Genomic DNA, 17,752 nt, shown 5'->3' with positions numbered 1-17,752 from the left:
CGCCGGCGTTCTAACCAGCCGCATTCCTTTTCAAAATCATCTCCACCGCGCCCGCAAAGCCTTCCTCCTCATTCGACGTCGTCACATCCGTCGCCTGCGATTTCACGTCGTCGCTCGCATTGCCCATGGCAATCGACATGCCCGACACCTTGAACATCGGCAGATCGTTGCGCATATCGCCGACCGTCGCGATCGCCGACAACGGAATGCCCAGCCGCTGCGCCATCGCTTGCACGAAGGTGCCCTTGTTCTGATTGGGCGGCGTGATGTCGAGATAATAGTTCTGCGAGCGTACCGCGACAGCCGTATCGCCCAGCGCCTTCTGCATGACGCCCTCGCAGCGTTCCAGCAGCGGAAAGTCGGAGCTGGCACCGACGATCTTGCATGCCTTGGCGAGATAGGGCGAGAAGTCGTCGACCATCACGGCCTCATGCTGGATGGTGTCCCGCTCATGCGGCACATATTTGCCGTCGCCGCGCTTGATCACCCATTCATCATTGGTGAAAATCCAGATATCGACGCCATGGTCTTCCAGCACTTCAATGGCGCGCTTGGTGGCGGCTTCCGGGATCAGGTGCTGCACGATGGGATTGAGGTCGCCGTCCACCATGGAGCTGCCGTTGAACGGGCCAATCGGCAGCGTGATCCCCAGCGGCTTCACCAGGAAGCGCATGCCGACGGGCGGGCGGCTCGACGTGATGGTGAAGCCGATGCCGGCGTCTTCCAGTTTCTTCACGGCCGCCTTGGCGGTGTCGGTGAGGCGTTTGTCGTGGGTGACGAGCGTACCGTCGACGTCGGACACCACGAGAGCGATCTTGGTCATGGTCTGATCCTTCAGGTCGGCAGTTGCTTGATGATGGCATCCACGATGCCATCGATATCGTGGTCGATGGACACCGCGATCGGGCGCTCATCGGGGCCGGGGACTTCCAGCGTCCTGAACTGGCTGTCGAGCAGCGTCGGCGGCATGAAATGATTCTTTCGCGCCGCCATGCGTTTGGCGATCAACTCCTGGGAGCCGTCGAGATAGACGATGCGAATGTCGTCGCGGCCATGCAGCAGCAGATCGCGATAGACGCGCCTGAGCGCAGAACAGGCGACGACGAGCTTGCCGCCATCGGCGGTGACACGGTCGATTTCGTCGGCAATGCTCTGCAGCCAGGGCCAGCGATCCTCGTCGGTGAGTGGCTGGCCCGCGCGCTGCTTTTCGACATTCGCCGGCGGATGAAAATCATCGCCATCAGCGAAGCGCCAGCCGAGACGATCCGCCAGGGCCTTTCCGATCGAACTCTTACCCGAGCTCGACACGCCCATCACCACCAGAGCCTTGGGTGGCAGAGTCTTGGGTGCCAGAATCTTGGGCACGGTGTCAGCCACGCGCGTCGTCCGGCAGGGCGGCCTTGTCGCACAGCCACACGGTTTCGCCGTCCGACCGCGCGCGATTGGCGGGCAGATCCTCGCCCTTCAGCACGCGCGTCAGGATTCCGCGCTTGTCCTCGCCGCTCATCAGGAACAGCATCTCGCGGCATGAGGCCAGCGCCGGCAGCGTCAGGCTGACGCGCGGCACGAACGGCTTTACATGGGCTTCGGGCACGCCGACCACCCAACGGTCCTTGATCTCGATGGCGGGATAGCCGGGAAACAACGATGCCACGTGGCCGTCAGGGCCGACGCCGAGCAACACCAGATCGAACAGCGGTTTGGCTTTATCGAGCTTGTCGCTGCCGTAGAAAGACTGCAGCTCGCGTGCATAGAGCGCCGCCGCGTCATCCGGGCTTGCTGCATCGGTCTTGATCGGGTGCACGTTGTCGAGTGGCGCGCAGGCGTCGAGAAATGCCGTCCGCGCCATTGTCATATTGTTGTTGGGATCGCCGGACGGCACGAAGCGGTCGTCGCCGATGAACCAGTGCACGCGATCCCACGGGATTTCGCTCCGATAGGGCTCGGTAGCGAGCAGCTCATAGAGACGCTTCGGGCTCGATCCGCCGGTCATGCAGATGGCGATGCGGCCGGGATTGGCCTCGATGCGCTCGACGAGACGTTCGGCCGCGGCTTCGGCGAGGGCCACGGCATCCTCGACCACGACGATATGGCGATTGGGCGCTGTCATCGCGTCAGCTCAGCACGCGCCAGCTACGACCGTCGCGCTTGAGCAGGTCGTTGGCTTCTTCGGGACCTTCGCTGCCGGCGTTGTAGGTCTTCAGCCCATCCTTGCCGGCCTTCTTCCAGGCATCGAGGAACGGCTGCACGGCGCGCCAGCCGGCTTCCACGCTGTCGGCGCGCTGGAACAGGATGTTGTCGCCGATCATGCAGTCGTAGATCAGCGTCTCGTAGCCCGTCGCCGGCGCGGCCTGGAAGTAGTCCTTGTAGCGGAACTTCATCTCGACGCCGTCGATCTCTACGGCAGGGCCGGGTACCTTGGTGTTGAACTTCAGCGAGATGCCTTCGTTCGGCTCCACCGCGATAACAAGGAAATTCTCCGCGAGACTTTCCACCGACATGTCGCGGAACATGGCAAATGGCGCCTGCTTGAACTTGATCGCTACTTCGGTGCGCTTGATGCCGAGTGCCTTGCCGGTGCGCAGATAAAACGGCACGCCGGCCCAGCGCCAGTTGTCGATCGACAGCTTCATCGCTGCATAGGTTTCGGTGGTACTGCCTTCCTTGACGTCTTTCGTCTTGAGATAGTCGCCGATATCGTCGTCGCCCACATGGCCGGTGACATATTGCGCGCGTACCGAATTCTTCAGCGCTTCCTCTTCGGTCTGCGTGGTGATGGCAGCGAGAACGTCAGCCTTCTCGGAGCGGACCGCGTTTGCCTCGAAACGCGCGGGCGGCTCCATGGCCACCAGCGACAGCAGCTGGAACAGATGGTTTGGCACCATGTCGCGCAGCGCGCCGGTGGCGTCGTAGAACGAGCCGCGATGGCCGACGCCGATTTTCTCATCCACGGTGATCTGCACGTGATCGATATGGTTGCGATTCCAGATCGGCTCGAACATGCCATTGGCAAAGCGCAGCACCAGGATGTTCTGCACCGTCTCCTTGCCGAGATAGTGATCGATCCGGTAGATCTGCTGCTCGTTCATCAGGCCGAGCAGTTCATTGTTCAGCGCCTTGGCGGAGGCGAGGTCGGTGCCGAACGGCTTCTCGACCACGAGGCGACGCCAACAGTCGTTTTCCTTCAGCATGCCGGTGCGGCCGAGCTGGCGCGCGATCGGCGCGAAGGCCGAAGGCGGCGTTGCCAGATAGAACAGGCGATTGCCGCCGGTGCCGCGCGCTTCCTCGAGTTTGTCGAGCTGTTCGCGCATGCGATCGAAGGATTCCGGCTCGCCCGGATCGGCCTCGATGCAGGTGACGCAATTGAGCAGTTTCTGCGCGATGGCGTCGTCGACCGGACGCGTCGCATATTGCTTCAGGCCCTTCATCAGGTCGTCGCGGAGTTCGGCACTGGTCATGTCCTTGCGGGCGATGCCGACGACGCAGAATTTCTCGGGCAGAAGATCGGCCGCCTGCAGGTTATACAGCGCCGCGATGACCAGACGGTGGGCGAGATCGCCGGTGACGCCGAAGATCACGAATGCGCAAGGGTCTGGCTTCTTGGATTTGGCAAGGCCTGGAGCTTGTATCTCGGTCATGCGGGCTACGCCTTTGGTTTGATGATATCAGGCGCGTCCTGCCGTTTTGGATCCGGATGCTGATCGGGCTCTTTGTGGCCGCCGAAACCGGCGCGCATCGCGGATAGAATCTTCTCTGCAAATGTGTGCTCCTTGCGCGACCGAAACCGCGCAAACAGCGCCGCCGTCAGAACCTCGGCGGGTACAGCCTCGTCGATGGCGGCATTCACCGTCCAGCGGCCTTCGCCGGAATCCTCGACGAAGCCTGAGTAAGTATCGAGCGTCTCGTTCTTGGCGAGCGCCATGGAGGTGAGATCAAGCAGCCATGACGGGATTACGCTGCCGCGGCGCCACACTTCGGCGATGTCAGGCAAATTCAAATCGAAGCGATGCGCTTCCGGCAGTGCCTCGATATTGGCATTCTTCATGATGTCGAAGCCTTCGGCATAGGCCTGCATCAATCCGTATTCGATGCCGTTATGAACCATCTTGACGAAGTGTCCAGCGCCGACCGGGCCGGCATGGATATAGCCGTTCTCGATGCGCGGATCGCTGTTGTCGCGGCCCGGCGTGCGCGGGATGTCGCCGATGCCCGGCGCCAATGTCTTGAAGATCGGATCGAGGCGATCGACCACGGTCTTGTCGCCGCCGATCATCATGCAGTAGCCACGATCGATGCCCCAGACGCCGCCGGAAGTGCCGACGTCGATGTAATACAGCCCCTTCTCCTTCAGTGCCTGGCCGCGGCGGACATCGTCCTGCCAGAAGGTGTTGCCGCCATCGATGATGGTGTCGCCGGGCTCCAGCAGCCTGGTCAGCGCATCGATGGTGGTTTCGGTGATCTTGCCAGCAGGGAGCATCACCCAGACCGCGCGGGGCTTGTCGAGCTTCTTGACGAAGTCTTCCAGCGACGATCCGCCGGTGGCGCCTTCGGAGGCGAGGCCGCTGACGGCTTTCGCGTCCTTGTCATAGACCACCGCAGTGTGGCCGTTCTTCATCAGGCGGCGGACAATATTTCCGCCCATTCGGCCGAGACCGATCATGCCGAGCTGCATTGTGTGATGTCCTTTATTGATTGCGCATGACCCGAAGCAATGTCCGGGCCATGCGGATCGTCGTTTAGTTCAATGCGGCAGTAATCGCCTTGTCGAGAACAGCAAGTCCGGTCTTGAGATCACCCTTGAGATGGACGCGCAACGCGCGGCGGTTGCGATCGGTCAGCACGCCGAAATCACCACGTGCCTGTGCCGCCTTGATGACACCGAACGAGGCACGGTAATCCGGGATTGCGAGATCCTTGGCGTCATCCGCGGTGATCTGCAGGAACACGCCGGTATCCGGGCCGCCTTTGTAGGCCTGACCGGTGGAATGCAGGAAGCGGGGGCCAAATTCGGCGCAGGTCGCGACCTTCTTCTTGTCGCGCACCGCCATCCGCATCTGCTGCAGCGTGTCGATATGGGCGCCGTCGCGTTCGACATAAGCGAGCAGGGCGACGTAATCGCCCGGCGTGACACGGCGGAAATGCGCCTTCAGCCACGACGTCAGATCGCCATCGGCGCCGGCCTTCTTCAGCAGTTCGGCATTGCTGTCGTCCGTATAGAGATCGGCGTCTTTCGACGACACCACCGGCGTCTCCGGCGGCAGCGAACCAGTCTTCTCGAAGGCTTCCGTCAGCTCGCGTGTCTTGATCTTGGCGGCTTCCACATCCGGCTGGTTGAACGGATTGATGCCGAGTATGGAGCCGGCAACGGCTGTCGCGATCTCGAACCGGAAGAATTCCTGGCCGAGATGGTCGATGGACGGCATCACGATGCGCGCGACGGGATGACCGGCTTTCTCTAGTGCCGCGAGCTTGTCGTCATGGGCCTTGTCGTCTTCGCCCGATGTACGCAGGTCGATGAAGAAGCGATCGGTGCCATAGACGGAGGGCTCGCCCAGCGTCTCGCCGTCAATGGGGATCAGGCCTTTGCCGTCCTTGCCGGTAGATTCTGCGATGAGCTGTTCGGCCCATGCGCCGAAATCGGCGATCTTCTTCGATGAGAGGATGGTGACCTTGTCGCGGCCGTCCAGACCTGCATTGCCCATCGCGAGGCCGAGCTGCACGCCGGGATTTTCAGCGGGCGGCACGTCGGGTCCGCAGGAGCGGACCATCGACAGCGTGAGATCCAGCAGTTTGGCGAGATCGACGCCTGCGGCAGCGGCCGGCACGAGCCCGAACGGCGACAGCACCGAGTAGCGGCCGCCGATGGTCGGATCGCCATGGAAGATGCGCGCAAACTTTTGCGTCTTGGCGACCTTCTCCAGCGATGAGCCGGGATCGGTCACGGCGACGAAATGCGAGCCAGCCTTGTCGGCGCCCACCGCCTTGGTCACTTCGTCGAAGAAATAGTTCTTCATCACATTCGGCTCGGTGGTGCCGCCGGATTTGCTGGAGACGATGAAGAGCGTCGAGGCGATCTTCACGGCTTTGCCCATGGCCGCCACCTGCGCCGGATCGGTGGAATCCAGCACATGCAGTTTCGGGAAGCCCGAGACCTCCGCAAAGGTCTGCGCAAGCACTTCCGGCCCAAGGCTCGAGCCGCCCATGCCGAGCACCACGGCGTCAGTGAACCCTTGTGCTTTCACCCACTTGGCGAAGTCGGCATAATCAGCAAGCTTGGCCTTTTCGGCAAAAGCGCTGTTCAGCCAGCCCAGCCACTTGTCTTCGTCGGCGCCGGTCCAGACCGATTTGTCCTTGTGCCAGAGCCGGCGGATTTTTGCCGAACCGCGCCACTCTTCGGTTGAGGTTGCGACCTTCTTCGTGATGCCGTCGCCGAGCGCGAGCTTCTGCGATCCGATCCCGTTACCCAGCGACGTCGCGCGCTTGTGCGCCACCGCGCCGTACAGCTTGTCGGCGGCGTCGGCGAACAGCTTGACGCCGTCCTCAACAAGATGCGTCGTGATCGCGTCGAGCGAGATGCCGGTCTTGGCGAGATCGGCCAGCACCTTCTTCGCATCCTCGACATTCTCTTCGAGGCTGTCACGCACTTCGCCGTGGTCGCGGAAGGCGTCCAGCGTGGCGGGTGGCACGGTGTTGACCGTGTTCTTGCCGATCAGTTCTTCCACATAGAGCGTGTCGCGATAATCCTTGCTCTTCACGCCGGTGGACGCCCAGAGCAGGCGCTGCGGTTTGGCGCCTTTGGCCTTCAGCTTCTCCCAGCGCGGGCCGGCGAACAGTTTCAGATATTCCTGATAGGCGAGTTTCGCATTAGCGATGGCGACCTTGCCCTTGAGGTCCTTGAGCCGCGCCTTCTCCGAGGGATCATTCGCCCTAGCGATTTTGTCGTCGAGCTGCTTGTCGACCTGCGCATCGATGCGGCTGACGAAGAACGAGGCGACGCTGGCCACATGGGAGGGATCACCGCCCCCGGCGACGTATTTTTCCAGACCGTTGAGATAGGCCTCGGCGACCTCGATATAAGTCTTCTGCGCGAACAGCAGTGTCACATTGATGCTGATGCCTTCGCCGATCAGTTGCTGGATCGCGGGCAGACCCTCCGGCGTCGCCGGCACCTTCACCATCAGGTTCGGGCGCTTGACGCTCGCCCACAGGCGCTCCGCCTCAATGATCGTGCCCTTGGTGTCATTTGCGAGATAGGGCGACACTTCCAGGCTGACGAAGCCATCGTCGCCCTTCATCTTGTCGTAAACCGGCTTCAGCACATCGGCGGCGTGCTGGATGTCCTCGACGGCGATGTGCTCGAACAGGTCGGCCGGCGACTTGTCGCCGGACTTCAGCGCCTCGGCAATCGGGGCGTCATATTCGTCCGAACTTCCAATCGCCTTCTCGAAGATCGCCGGGTTCGACGTCACGCCTTTCACGGCGTCGGTGTCGATCAGCTTCTTGAGGTCGCCTTTGGCGACGAAGCCGCGGGCGAGGAAGTCCAGCCAGACGGCCTGACCATGGGATTCGAGTGCTTTGACGGGATTCATGATGCCTTGTTCTGCTTACAATTATCAAAAGGCCGATCGCCGCGCGAAACGTTCCGCGGCCCGGTTCCAATGATCGCCCCAAACCCCTACGCATGGCAAGCCGAACGGTTCCATTCTGGCCGCGGGAGCCGGATCGCAATTCCGTGTTTGGCCGGAACGGTGCGTGAAATGACGATTGTGTAAATTTTGTGCGTCGGTTTGATGCGCTGGGAGGGGCTCACGGACGAATGTAGAGATACCCCTGCGACTGCAGCTCCGCGATCCGGACCACGCCGCCGCGGTCGGCGATGGTGAAGCCCGGCAGCAGGCCGTCCAGCGTCACATCCTGCGCCTTCATGGTGTTGCTGCAGGCGGCCAGTTGCAGGCCGGCCTTGGCGAATTTACCGATCCGCGCGGTAATGTCAGGATTGGTCGAGGCCAGCGCGAATGATTTCAGCGCCGGGCCAAGCACGATCAGCGCGATGGTAACTTTGTCGGGGCCGCCGACGCCATCGAAGTGGTTCTGGATATTGCCGAGGGCGAAATTCACCCTGTCGGCATCGGCGAGATGATAGACGACCTTGAGCTTGGCGGGCGGATTCGCGTCAGTCGCTGCCGCGCTGGCCTGCGAGGATACCAGTCCCGCGCCGATTGACGACAGGGCGGTCCACAATAGGCTGCGTCGATTCATGGTTCGCTCCGATTTGGCGTCAATCGCGCTCACTTGCTGCGCATCGCTGCGAGTTCCTTGCGGTCCGTGATCAACGATTCACATTCCTTCAGGTCCGTGCGATCGAGCCGGAAAATCTTGTCGTCCTCGCCGCCGGTGAGCGCGTCGGTGCCGGGTTCTTCGTCGGGTTTGCTGTTCTGCCAGATGCGGACCCGCTCGACCCGGACCAGCGTCGCGTCGTTTCCTTTGGCCAGGCCGATCGCAATGCCGCCGCCATCGCAATCGACGCTACATTCGAATTTCACTTCCTGGCCCTTGTCGGCATCCTGGATCTGGCCGCAAGAGCCGCTGGAATCCCAGTCGCCTTTTCGATGGCGATATTTGAATCCGAGCCGGAACGAGTAGGGCGTGTAGCTTTCCTCGGGCGGATGTCCGGCGACGACCAGCAGCTTCATGGTGCTGACCTTCTGTTTGGGATGCCGTGCCAGATGCTCGGCGTCATAGCGCCGGACGAAGCAGGCATAGGTCAGCTTCGGACCCAGTGGGCCGGCAAACATGCGCTTGTTGAATTCGGCTGCCTTCACCGCATCGACCTTGGCCGGCTCGTCCTCGGCGTGAGCCAGCGGGCTGCCGACGATCAGAGCGGCGGTGAGAGCAAAAAGGGACAGCACACGGTTGGTCATCGACGTCTCGCAAGGTGAGGCGACCCGTTGCGGGCCAGTTCACCTTGGTCGCGGCAGCGGTACCATGCGTTCAATCGGAGATCGGCGCTCAAAGATCGCTCTTCGCCAGATCCCACATCAGCCGGTAGGTCCCCTCGGAGATCAGCTCCGCCAACGCCGCTGTGATGGCCGCATCGAAGCGTCCCTTCATGGTCGCAGCCACCGCATCCACATCGGTGCCGTCGATCATGACATACCAGTCGCGCGCCGCAGGATTGGGCGCGGCAGGATCGTCGGTCAGCGGCTTCGACAGCCGGGGATCGCTCTCCATCAGATGCATCGAGATGATGCCGTTGATATCGCCAGGATCGAGCTGCGCTTCGATGGCGCTGCGCAGTTTGTCAGCGCCTTCGGCGGGCGGCCGGATGCGCACCAGTCCCAGCGCCGCGCCGCGGCCCTGACCGCGACTGATGGTGATCCGCGCCACCGAACGCAGCATGTTCTGGAAGCGGCCGATATTGGTCAGCGACCACTTGGTCTGGTTCGCCAGCGCCGTGCGATAGGCGTCGCTGTCCAGCACGTCGAATGTCGCGGTTGAATACAGGCCGAGATATTTCGGCCTGGCGTTCACGGCCACATAGCGCCTTGCCTCATTGAAGCCCTCGATGGCGACGCGCTCGGCAAGATGCTCGCGGTCGTACCACGCGTTGAATTCCTGCTCATGGCTGGCGTCGATATCCATCGACGTCATCAGCATTCCAGTTCCGGCGATCGGCATTCCAGAAGTCCTATTTCAATTTCGACGCGACATCGGCGATGGCCTTCATCACCGCATCGCGCATGCCGGGGTCATACAGGCTGTGACCGGCGCCTTCAACAATGCGCACCTCCGCATCCTGCCAGCGCGTGGCCAGGGCGTGCGATGTCGCGGGCGGGCAGAGGAAGTCGTAACGGCCCTGAATGATGACGCCGGGAATGCCGGCAAGTTTGCCGGCGTCTTCCATGAGCTGCTGCGGCCGCATGAAGCAGTCGTGCTTGAAGTAATGCGCTTCCATCGCCGGTGTCGCCGGCATCGGCCTTGTCGTGTTGCCGAGTTCAGCGCGGTCGAGCCGCGTGCGCTTCGGCGCGATTTCCGACAGGATGGCTTCGGTGCTGCCCCAGGCGCGGATTGCCGGGACATGCACGGCCGGATCGGCATCGAGAATGCGGCGATAGAAGTTCGGCAGCGGATCGGCGCGCTCGGTTTCGGGAAGCGCGCTCAGGAAATCTCCATGCAGGCCGGGATAATGCCGCGGCAGCATGGTGTTGAAGACATCGTGCAATTCTTCCCGCGTCCCGAGAAACGTTGCGCGCAGCACGATGCCGGTTACGCGGTTCGGATGGGCCTGCGCATAGGCGAGCGCCAGCGTCGCCCCCCAGGAGCCGCCGACCACGAGCCATTTGTCGAAGCCGAATGTCTGTCGGATCGTTTCCATGTCCGCGATCAGATGCGGCAGCGTATTCGCCTCGCGCAGGCCTCTGGGCTTGCTGCGGCCGGCGCCGCGTTGGTCGAACAGAACAGTGTGAAAGCGCTGCGGATCGAATAGCCGGCGGTGATCGGGCTGGCAGCCGGAGCCGGGGCCGCCATGCAGATAGACCGCGGCAATGCCATCCCTGCGGCCGACGCTCTCCACATGGATTGCGTGGCCGTCGCCGACATCGAGATGTTCCGAGGTCAGCGGCGCAAACAGGTCCGCATTCACCGGGGCGGGGACATCAGCGGCCATGAACGTGGTCCGCATCCGGCTCCAGCGTGCCGCCGTTGAAGTTGCGATAGATGAAGCGGTCGCGGCCCTCAGTGGATTCCGTCTCGGCCAGTTTGAAGATCTCCTCGTGCCGGGGCGACAGCGTGCAGGCGGGGTCGGTATTCCCGGCATCGCCGGTCAGCGCGAAGGCCTGGCAGCGGCAGCCGCCGAAATCCACTTCCTTGAACTCGCAGCTCCGGCACGGCTCGGGCATCCAGCCGGTGCCGCGATAGCGGTTGAAGGCTTCGGAGTTCTGCCAGATCCAGGCGATCGAATGATTGGAGCGCACGGATTCGAATTCCATCCCGGTGATGGTCTCCGCGGCATGGCAGGGCAGGATCTTGCCTGATGGAGAGATGTTGAAGAACTGACGGCCCCAGCCGCCCATGCACTTCTTCGGCCGTAGCGCGTAATAGTCCGGGACGACATAGTCGATATCGAGAATGCCCTTCAGGCGCACCTGCGCATCCTCGACGATGCGGCTGGTCTCGTCGATCTGGTCGATCGTCGGCATCAACGCGGCGCGGTTCTTCAGCGCCCAGCCGTAATACTGCACATTGGCGACTTCCAACCGATCGGCATCGAGATCGACGGCCATCTGGATGATGTCGGCGAGTTGATGCAGGTTCTGCCGGTGCATCACCGCGTTCACGGTCAGCGGTAGATCGAGCTCGCGCGTCCATTTGGCGACTTCGAGCTTCTTCGCGTGGCCATTGCGATAGCCGCCGACGCGGTCGGCCACCACGGGCTCATTGCCCTGGAAGCTGATCTGCACATGGCATAGCCCGGCATCGGCGAGCGCGGAGAGCTTGTCGCGCGTCAGCAGCACCGCCGAGGTGATGAGATTGGAATACAGGCCCACATCCGTCGCGTGCTGCACCAGCTCGACGATGTCCTTGCGCGCGGTCGGCTCGCCGCCGGAGAAGTGGATCTGCAGCACGCCGATTTCGGCAAGCTCGGACAGCACCTTCTTCCATTCGTCGGTGGTCAGCTCGGTGCTGCCGCGATCGAGCTCCACGGGATTGGAGCAATATGGACATTGCAGCGGGCAGCGATGGGTGAGTTCGGCCAGCACGGCGAGGGGAATGCCGAAGGTCTCAGCGGTCGAGCGCGTGCGCTCCATGATCGCGAGACTGTCGGCGGGATCGGTGAAGACGGGGCTGGCGTCGGTGAGGGTGGGGCTCATGCTGTCTTCTCCCGCGCCTGCGTGAGAAAGCCCTTGTCGGCGAGGTCCTGCAGCATGGCGATGACATCGGTGCCAATGGCGTCGCGCGGCGCGGCATATTTGGCCACCAGGAGATCGATGATATCGGCGACGCTGCGTTCGCCATCGCAAAGCTGCAGGATTTCAACGGCAATATCGTCCGGCGCCAGCACGCGCTCCGGCGCCAGGATCACCCAGCGCTGGCGCGTCTCGTCGAACTTCAGCCTGGCGTGGCGCGGCAAGATCGGCTTGCTGGCCTCGCTGACGCTGATCCGACGATTGCTGCGCAACTCCGTCATCGTTGCCTTCTTACTTTGCCGGGACGAACGCGCCCGGCGGCACATGGCCATCGACATAGGCATGATACAGCGCATCGAGCTGCACCCACAACACATTGGTCTTGAAGATCAGTGCATTGCAAACCGCGCGGCGCTCGGCCGGCGTGGTGGCGTGCTGCTTGACGTAATCCAGCGCAAAGCCGGCATCGCGCGGCGCCTGGGTCAGGCGGCGGCTGAAATAGCTCATGATGTCCGGATTGACGAAGTCATAGTGCTTTAGCATGCCGGAAATGCGTTCTTCATGCAGGTTGGGCGCGAACAGTTCCGTCAGCGACGAGGCGATGGCTTCGAGCGGCGTTCTGTCGCGCACGAAATGCACATAGGCCTCCACGGCGAAACGCGTCGCCGGCAGGATGCCTTCGGTGGATTCCACATAGGCTGAATCGAGGCCAAGCCCTTCGGTCAGCTTCAGCCAGCGCTCGATACCGCCTTCTGCGCCGGTATCACCGTCGTGATCCTCGATGCGGTGTCGCCATTCCAGCCGCGTCGCGCGGTCGCGGAAACGAGAGATCACCACGGCGTCCTTGATGGGGATCGTGCTCTGATAATAGTAGCGGTTCAGCGCCCAGGCCTGCACCTGGCCCTTGTTGAGTTTGCCGCCATGCAGCAACTTATGGAACGGATGCAGGCTGTGATAGCGCGTCGCGCCGATATGACGCAGCGTCTCTTCGAGTTGCGCGGCATTGTCCAGCGGCACCCCTGGCGAAATCGAATAGGCGGAAATGGCGTTGTCGCCGATCGTGTTTGCAGCGATTGTGTTTGCACTTGGGGCATTCACAGCGTGATCTCCATGCCATTGCCGGGGATTTGCCAGCCGGCGGTGGTCAATGCGGCGCGCTCAGTGGAATCATGCAGCAGCGCCGGGTTTGAATTGTTGATGTGCAGAAAGAACTTTCTGGCGATGCCGGCATCGGCCAGTTCGCTAATCGCGCCATCCGCGCCGGACATCGACAGATGCCCCATGCTCTGCCCGGTCTTCTGGCCCAATCCCGCAGCGATCAGCTCATCGTCGCGCCATACGGTGCCGTCGAAGAACACCAGCGGCGCGCCCGAGATGCGCGCTTTCAGTTCGGGTGTCACCCGCGCGCAGGCTGCGATGAAATAAAAATGCTTGCCGGTGGCCTTCTCGGCAATCCGCAATCCCAGCGTATCGCCGTCGCCATCTTCGCCAGCCGGATGCGCCTGGCCTTCGAGATACCACGCGCTCTTGCCGGGCACCGTGAAGGGCAGCACCTCCAGGCCGGACGGCGCGCCATCCTGCAGTTTCGGTTCGAAAGACGTATCGATGTCGATGGCTTCGCGCCGCACGTTCTTGTCCGAGAGCACGTTGAAGATGCTGTTGGCTTTCAGGATCGCCAGCACACGCTGGTGCGCATAGATTGTAAATGGCGAACCCTCACGCATCGACAAGAGCCCGGCCACCGCATCGACTTCACCATTGGTGAGGATCACGCCCGCAATAGGCGAATGTCTGACATGATCGGGATGCGGATGAAGCTGGGACGTATCGGTCACCTGCTGCCGCAGGTCGGGCGAGGCATTGACCAGAAACCAGTTGGCGTTGTCGGCAGACACCGCGATGGAGGCCTGGCCGCTGCGCAGATCAGGTCGCTCATTGCGGGCCGCGCGACAAATCCGGCATCCGCAATTCCATTGCGGCACACCGCCGCCGGCCGCGGCTCCAAGAACGACAACACGCAACATGAGATCGCCCTGAATCCGGCTATTTGTAATTTATGCCAATTCGCGTCTCGTCAAAAGACGCGGGGCGCCCGTCGTCGACGAAGGCGCCCCCAAAACTTAGCTTGAGCTCAAGTCTTACTTGCGCGCTGCGCAGGCGTACATGTTGATTTCCATGCCGACTGCAACTTCGACGATCTTAGGTGCTTTCCAGGCCATATTTCTCTCCCGCTTCACTGCAGTCAGGTACTGCATAACCACAACTCTATTCCCTGCTCAAAGGTTCGCCAAGAACTTCGTCATCACAATGTGAGGTGGCAAGGGTAAGGTCAGCGTGCATTGCACAATTGATTGCGGTGCAACATTGCAAAGGCGAGAACGTTCCATAGATAGCGAAGGCCTCCGATTGAGAGGCATCGATTCGTATTCAGCCCGCCGCATCTTCGGGGGTATTCGCGTCGTTCGAGGTCTTCCACGCCAGCGCCAAAATCCACTGCCAAGAGAATTGCCATGCCGCTCTATTACTTCAACACCCGCATCAACGACGAACTGGTGGTCGATCCAGAAGGCGAGCAGCTGCGCGATCCCGATCACGCCTGGGAAGTGGCGCGGTCGATGATCCTGCAACTGTTGCGCTCCGAGGGCACGCCGAGCGATCTGCTCAATGCAGTGCTGGAAGTGACGGACAAGGACGGCGAGATCGTGCTCGAATTTCCGTTTACCGAAGCGCTGCTCGATGCCACCGACGAGTCCGCGACGCGGCACTAGAGCGTTACAAAAGCGAGCCTCGGTTCTGATTTGATCAGAACCGAAAAGGCTCTAGCCGATTACGGGAATCCGCACAGGCTTGCTCGCGCGCCATGTTTTGATTGCGCAGCGACATAAAAATATCCAACAGTGCGATCCGGAAAGCCTCGGGGGCGGCGCATCTCATGTGCTGCGAGCAGAGAAGGCTTCCGTAAAAAGGGGAGAGATTCATGAGTGTCTACACGTCCGCACGCCGGGCATTGCTTGCCGGTGCGTTCATCGGTGTCTTTACAAGCGGTGCTTTTGCCCAGCAATCCGATACATCACCTGCAACACCGGCTCCTGCAGCAGCTCCAAGTACGGCTCCAAATGCAGCGCCTGCTGCTCCTGCAGCGGCTCCTGCACCGGCACCAGCCGCCCCGCAGGCTGCCGCACCGGCACCTGCAGCGCCAGCCGTTGCCGCCGCCGCGCCTGCGCTACCGCCCGGCTCGCCGCTGATCGGCCGTCCCGATGGCGCTGCCGCAGCCAAGCTCGCGCCCGTCGCGCCGCCGCCGATTCCGTCCGCCGCCGACAAGCTGCCGACCGCGAAGCTGAAGGTGCCCGCGGGATTCAACATCGAAGTTTATGCGGCCGGCATGGCCAATGCGCGCTCGTTGCGCGAAGGCGACAAGGGCACCGTGTTTGTCGGCTCGCGCCTAGTCGACAAGGTCTATGCGGTCATCAACAATGACGGCAAGCGCCAGGTGAAGGTGCTGGCCTCCGGCCTCTATCGCCCGAACGGTCTCGCCTTCAAGGACGGCACGCTCTACATCGCCGAACTGTCGAAGATCTCGAAGATCGAGAAGGTGGAAGACAATCTCGAAAATCCGCCGAAGCCGGTGATGATCTACGACAACCTGCCGAAGGACGAAGCCCATGGCTGGAAGTTCATTGGCATCGGCCCTGACAACAAGCTCTATGTGCCGGTCGGCCAGCCGGGCAATAACGTGCTGCATGACGAGGCCCATGGCCAGATCCGCCGCATGAATCTCGATGGCACCGGCGCCGAAATCTATGTGAAGGGCGTCCGCAACACGGTCGGCTTCGACTGGAATCCGACCACTAAGCAGATGTACTTCACCGATAACGGCCGCGACTGGATGTCGGAGGCGGTGCCGGAGGACGAACTCAACCGCGTCACCAAGGCGGGTGAGGACTTTGGCGCGCCATACTGCCTGCAGGGCAATATTCTCGATCCGGAATTCGGCTGGGGCAAGTCCTGCGCCGACTATACCGCGCCGGTCGGCCTGCTCGGTTCGCATACGGCGGCATTGGGCATGCGGTTCTACACCGGCAAGATGTTCCCGGCCGCCTACAAGGACGCGATCTTCATCGCGCGTCACGGCTCCTGGAACAAGACGCAGAAGCTCGGCGGCGACGTCGTTGTCGCGAAGCTCAACAAGGACGGCACGGTGAAATCCGTCGAGCCGTTCCTCACCGGCTTCATCGAAGACAACAAATATGTCGGCCGCCCGGTGGATGTGCTGCAGATGAAGGACGGATCGCTGCTGGTGTCCGACGACTGGAACGGCGCGATCTATCGCATCACCTATGGCAAGCAGAAGGTGGCGGGGGCGAAGTAACGACCCTTGCCGTCATTCCGGGGCAGGTCGAGCCGCGAAGCGGTTCGGCCTGAACCCGGAATCCAGAAGTAGTTAAACACATCGAGATTCCGGGCTCGGTCCCGTCGCCTCTGGCGCCGGTCCCGCCCCGGAATGACGAGTTTGAAATCAAGTCGAAAGAAGCAACCCGATGCGCCCCCTTGCCATCATCGTGTTATCGCTTGCCCTCATCTCTCCACTCTCAGCCGAATCCATCACCGAGCGCGCCGCGCCGTGCCTTGCCTGTCACGGCGAGAAGGGCGTTTCCGAAACCGACAACACGCCGTCGCTCGGTGCGCAGCAGCCGGCCTATTCCCTGATCCAGATCTACATGTTTCGGGAGAAGCTCCGCGTCGCGGAGCCGATGAACGACATGGTGAAGGATTTCACCGACGACGACCTGCGCCTGTTCTCGGATTATCTGGCCACGCTGCCGAAGCCTGTCGCGCTCGAAGCCGGGGATCCCGCGCGGATGCAGGCCGCCAAGGCGCTGACCTCGCAATTCCGCTGCGATAGCTGCCACAACGCAGATTTCTCCGGCCGCGACAACATTCCGCGCATCGCCAATCAGCGCGAAGATTATCTCGCCAAGACCATGCGCGAGTACAAGGACAACTCCCGCCACGGTTATGACGCGACCATGGCTGACGTGATGCAGTCGATCTCCGAAGCGCAGATCGTGGAGCTGGCGTATTTTCTCGCAAGGGTGAAGTGACCTGGAGCGGCGGATACGCCGCTCCAGGTCATTCCGGGGCGCGGCCGGCACTTGCCGGGCGCGAACCCGGAATCCCGAAGTGTTTTGCGCTGAACAGGTCGGGATTCCGGGTTCGCGTGCGCGAAGGTGCGCACGCGCCCCGGAATGACGAGTGTTGGGGCGGACAGTGGCATTAAACATTTTTTCCTATCCACCGTTGACAAAACACCTGTCAGGTTTATATTCTCCTCCGTCCTGCCCCACCGAGAGGGGCGATCGCGATCGTCACGTTCGCGGGGTGGGATGCGGTGGACGCCGGAGATGCGGCGTTACGCGGTTCATGGGGGACGTCTGTCTTCGGGCAGGACGGATCTGCGCCAGCACTGCCACTGGCAAGGAGACGGCCGACCTTGGGATGGAAAGACCCCTGGACAGTGTGACGGACGACCAAGACGAAACGCGGCCGGTCCAAGCGCTTGAGGCTCCCTTCCCATCGCCTTGGGACTTTAATTCGGTGATCGGATCGTTCGCCGAGGCAAAGTGCAAGCAAGCCGAAAAACACCGCAGGCGGAACGCTGGGCACTCGCTCGGCGCGTCCGAAAGTCCTGATGCATTATCCATGCGGAAGACCGCATTCGCATCAGGCCCAAGGGTGCAACGGGCACCCGGCGTTCCGCACGCCCTCTCACAAGGGGGCGGGAAGGAATGCGCACAACTCGGACGCTTCGGCGCCGCGAGAATGCGAGCGTTTGTCTGATTGGCAAT

General features: G+C 62.0%; 18 protein-coding genes. 3 read left to right on the top strand and 15 right to left on the bottom strand.

Features of this window, described 5'->3' with window-relative positions; all coding sequences use genetic code 11:
• Nucleotides 1-10: 10 nt before the first annotated feature.
• From AB8A33_RS18345 to pqqA, 15 genes are all read right to left on the bottom strand, one after another.
• The gene (locus AB8A33_RS18345; RefSeq protein WP_439094033.1) at nucleotides 11-823 is read right to left on the bottom strand and encodes an HAD family hydrolase; all 813 of its coding nucleotides are present in this window, start codon (nucleotides 821-823) and stop codon (nucleotides 11-13) included.
• A gap of 11 nt (nucleotides 824-834) precedes the next feature.
• The gene (locus tag AB8A33_RS18340) at nucleotides 835-1,314 is read right to left on the bottom strand and encodes a gluconokinase (protein ID WP_439095972.1); all 480 of its coding nucleotides are present in this window, start codon (nucleotides 1,312-1,314) and stop codon (nucleotides 835-837) included.
• 55 nt (nucleotides 1,315-1,369) lie between these two features.
• The gene (gene pgl / locus AB8A33_RS18335) at nucleotides 1,370-2,110 is read right to left on the bottom strand and encodes a 6-phosphogluconolactonase (RefSeq protein WP_439094032.1); all 741 of its coding nucleotides are present in this window, start codon (nucleotides 2,108-2,110) and stop codon (nucleotides 1,370-1,372) included.
• A gap of 4 nt (nucleotides 2,111-2,114) precedes the next feature.
• The gene (gene zwf / locus AB8A33_RS18330; RefSeq protein WP_439094031.1) at nucleotides 2,115-3,638 is read right to left on the bottom strand and encodes a glucose-6-phosphate dehydrogenase; all 1,524 of its coding nucleotides are present in this window, start codon (nucleotides 3,636-3,638) and stop codon (nucleotides 2,115-2,117) included.
• Between the two features lie 5 nt (nucleotides 3,639-3,643).
• A complete protein-coding gene (gene gnd, locus AB8A33_RS18325; RefSeq protein ID WP_439094030.1) occupies nucleotides 3,644-4,672 on the bottom strand; it encodes a phosphogluconate dehydrogenase (NAD(+)-dependent, decarboxylating) in 1,029 nt (342 codons plus the stop codon).
• Between the two features lie 64 nt (nucleotides 4,673-4,736).
• Nucleotides 4,737-7,589: a bifunctional transaldolase/phosoglucose isomerase gene (locus AB8A33_RS18320; protein ID WP_439094029.1), complete on the bottom strand. Its 2,853-nt coding sequence runs from the start codon at nucleotides 7,587-7,589 to the stop codon at nucleotides 4,737-4,739.
• A gap of 217 nt (nucleotides 7,590-7,806) precedes the next feature.
• A complete protein-coding gene (locus AB8A33_RS18315; RefSeq protein WP_439094028.1) occupies nucleotides 7,807-8,259 on the bottom strand; it encodes a DsrE family protein in 453 nt (150 codons plus the stop codon).
• 29 nt (nucleotides 8,260-8,288) lie between these two features.
• Nucleotides 8,289-8,921, bottom strand: a complete 633-nt coding sequence (locus AB8A33_RS18310) for a hypothetical protein (protein ID WP_439094027.1) — start codon at nucleotides 8,919-8,921, stop codon at nucleotides 8,289-8,291.
• Between the two features lie 88 nt (nucleotides 8,922-9,009).
• Nucleotides 9,010-9,678 (bottom strand): hypothetical protein, encoded by a 669-nt coding sequence (locus AB8A33_RS18305; protein WP_439094026.1) that lies wholly within the window; start codon nucleotides 9,676-9,678, stop codon nucleotides 9,010-9,012.
• A 10-nt stretch (nucleotides 9,679-9,688) separates the two neighbouring features.
• Nucleotides 9,689-10,666: a prolyl aminopeptidase gene (gene pip / locus AB8A33_RS18300; RefSeq protein ID WP_439094025.1), complete on the bottom strand. Its 978-nt coding sequence runs from the start codon at nucleotides 10,664-10,666 to the stop codon at nucleotides 9,689-9,691.
• Nucleotides 10,656-11,870, bottom strand: a complete 1,215-nt coding sequence (gene pqqE / locus AB8A33_RS18295; RefSeq protein WP_439094024.1) for a pyrroloquinoline quinone biosynthesis protein PqqE — start codon at nucleotides 11,868-11,870, stop codon at nucleotides 10,656-10,658. The genes pip and pqqE overlap by 11 nt, the downstream gene beginning before the upstream one ends.
• Nucleotides 11,867-12,187, bottom strand: a complete 321-nt coding sequence (gene pqqD, locus AB8A33_RS18290; protein WP_439094023.1) for a pyrroloquinoline quinone biosynthesis peptide chaperone PqqD — start codon at nucleotides 12,185-12,187, stop codon at nucleotides 11,867-11,869. The genes pqqE and pqqD overlap by 4 nt, the downstream gene beginning before the upstream one ends.
• Nucleotides 12,188-12,197: 10 nt before the next feature.
• On the bottom strand, nucleotides 12,198-12,950 hold the full coding sequence (gene pqqC / locus AB8A33_RS18285; protein WP_439095971.1) for a pyrroloquinoline-quinone synthase PqqC: 753 nt from the start codon (nucleotides 12,948-12,950) through the stop codon (nucleotides 12,198-12,200).
• Between the two features lie 50 nt (nucleotides 12,951-13,000).
• On the bottom strand, nucleotides 13,001-13,930 hold the full coding sequence (gene pqqB / locus AB8A33_RS18280) for a pyrroloquinoline quinone biosynthesis protein PqqB (RefSeq protein ID WP_439094022.1): 930 nt from the start codon (nucleotides 13,928-13,930) through the stop codon (nucleotides 13,001-13,003).
• A 114-nt stretch (nucleotides 13,931-14,044) separates the two neighbouring features.
• Nucleotides 14,045-14,125 (bottom strand): pyrroloquinoline quinone precursor peptide PqqA, encoded by an 81-nt coding sequence (gene pqqA / locus AB8A33_RS18275; protein ID WP_089267584.1) that lies wholly within the window; start codon nucleotides 14,123-14,125, stop codon nucleotides 14,045-14,047.
• A 291-nt stretch (nucleotides 14,126-14,416) separates the two neighbouring features.
• On the opposite strand from pqqA, the gene AB8A33_RS18270 reads away from it, so the two are divergent.
• From AB8A33_RS18270 to AB8A33_RS18260, 3 genes are all read left to right on the top strand, one after another.
• A complete protein-coding gene (locus AB8A33_RS18270) occupies nucleotides 14,417-14,674 on the top strand; it encodes a DUF6894 family protein (protein ID WP_439094021.1) in 258 nt (85 codons plus the stop codon).
• Between the two features lie 209 nt (nucleotides 14,675-14,883).
• Nucleotides 14,884-16,275 (top strand): PQQ-dependent sugar dehydrogenase, encoded by a 1,392-nt coding sequence (locus AB8A33_RS18265; protein ID WP_439094020.1) that lies wholly within the window; start codon nucleotides 14,884-14,886, stop codon nucleotides 16,273-16,275.
• Nucleotides 16,276-16,444: 169 nt separating this feature from the next.
• Nucleotides 16,445-17,008: a c-type cytochrome gene (locus tag AB8A33_RS18260; RefSeq protein WP_439094019.1), complete on the top strand. Its 564-nt coding sequence runs from the start codon at nucleotides 16,445-16,447 to the stop codon at nucleotides 17,006-17,008.
• Nucleotides 17,009-17,752: the final 744 nt, after the last annotated feature.

It is taken from the genome of Tardiphaga sp. 813_E8_N1_3, assembly GCF_051811025.1.
Taxonomy (GTDB): Bacteria; Pseudomonadota; Alphaproteobacteria; order Rhizobiales; family Xanthobacteraceae; genus Tardiphaga.
This window is presented reverse-complemented; position numbering and strand designations above follow the sequence as displayed.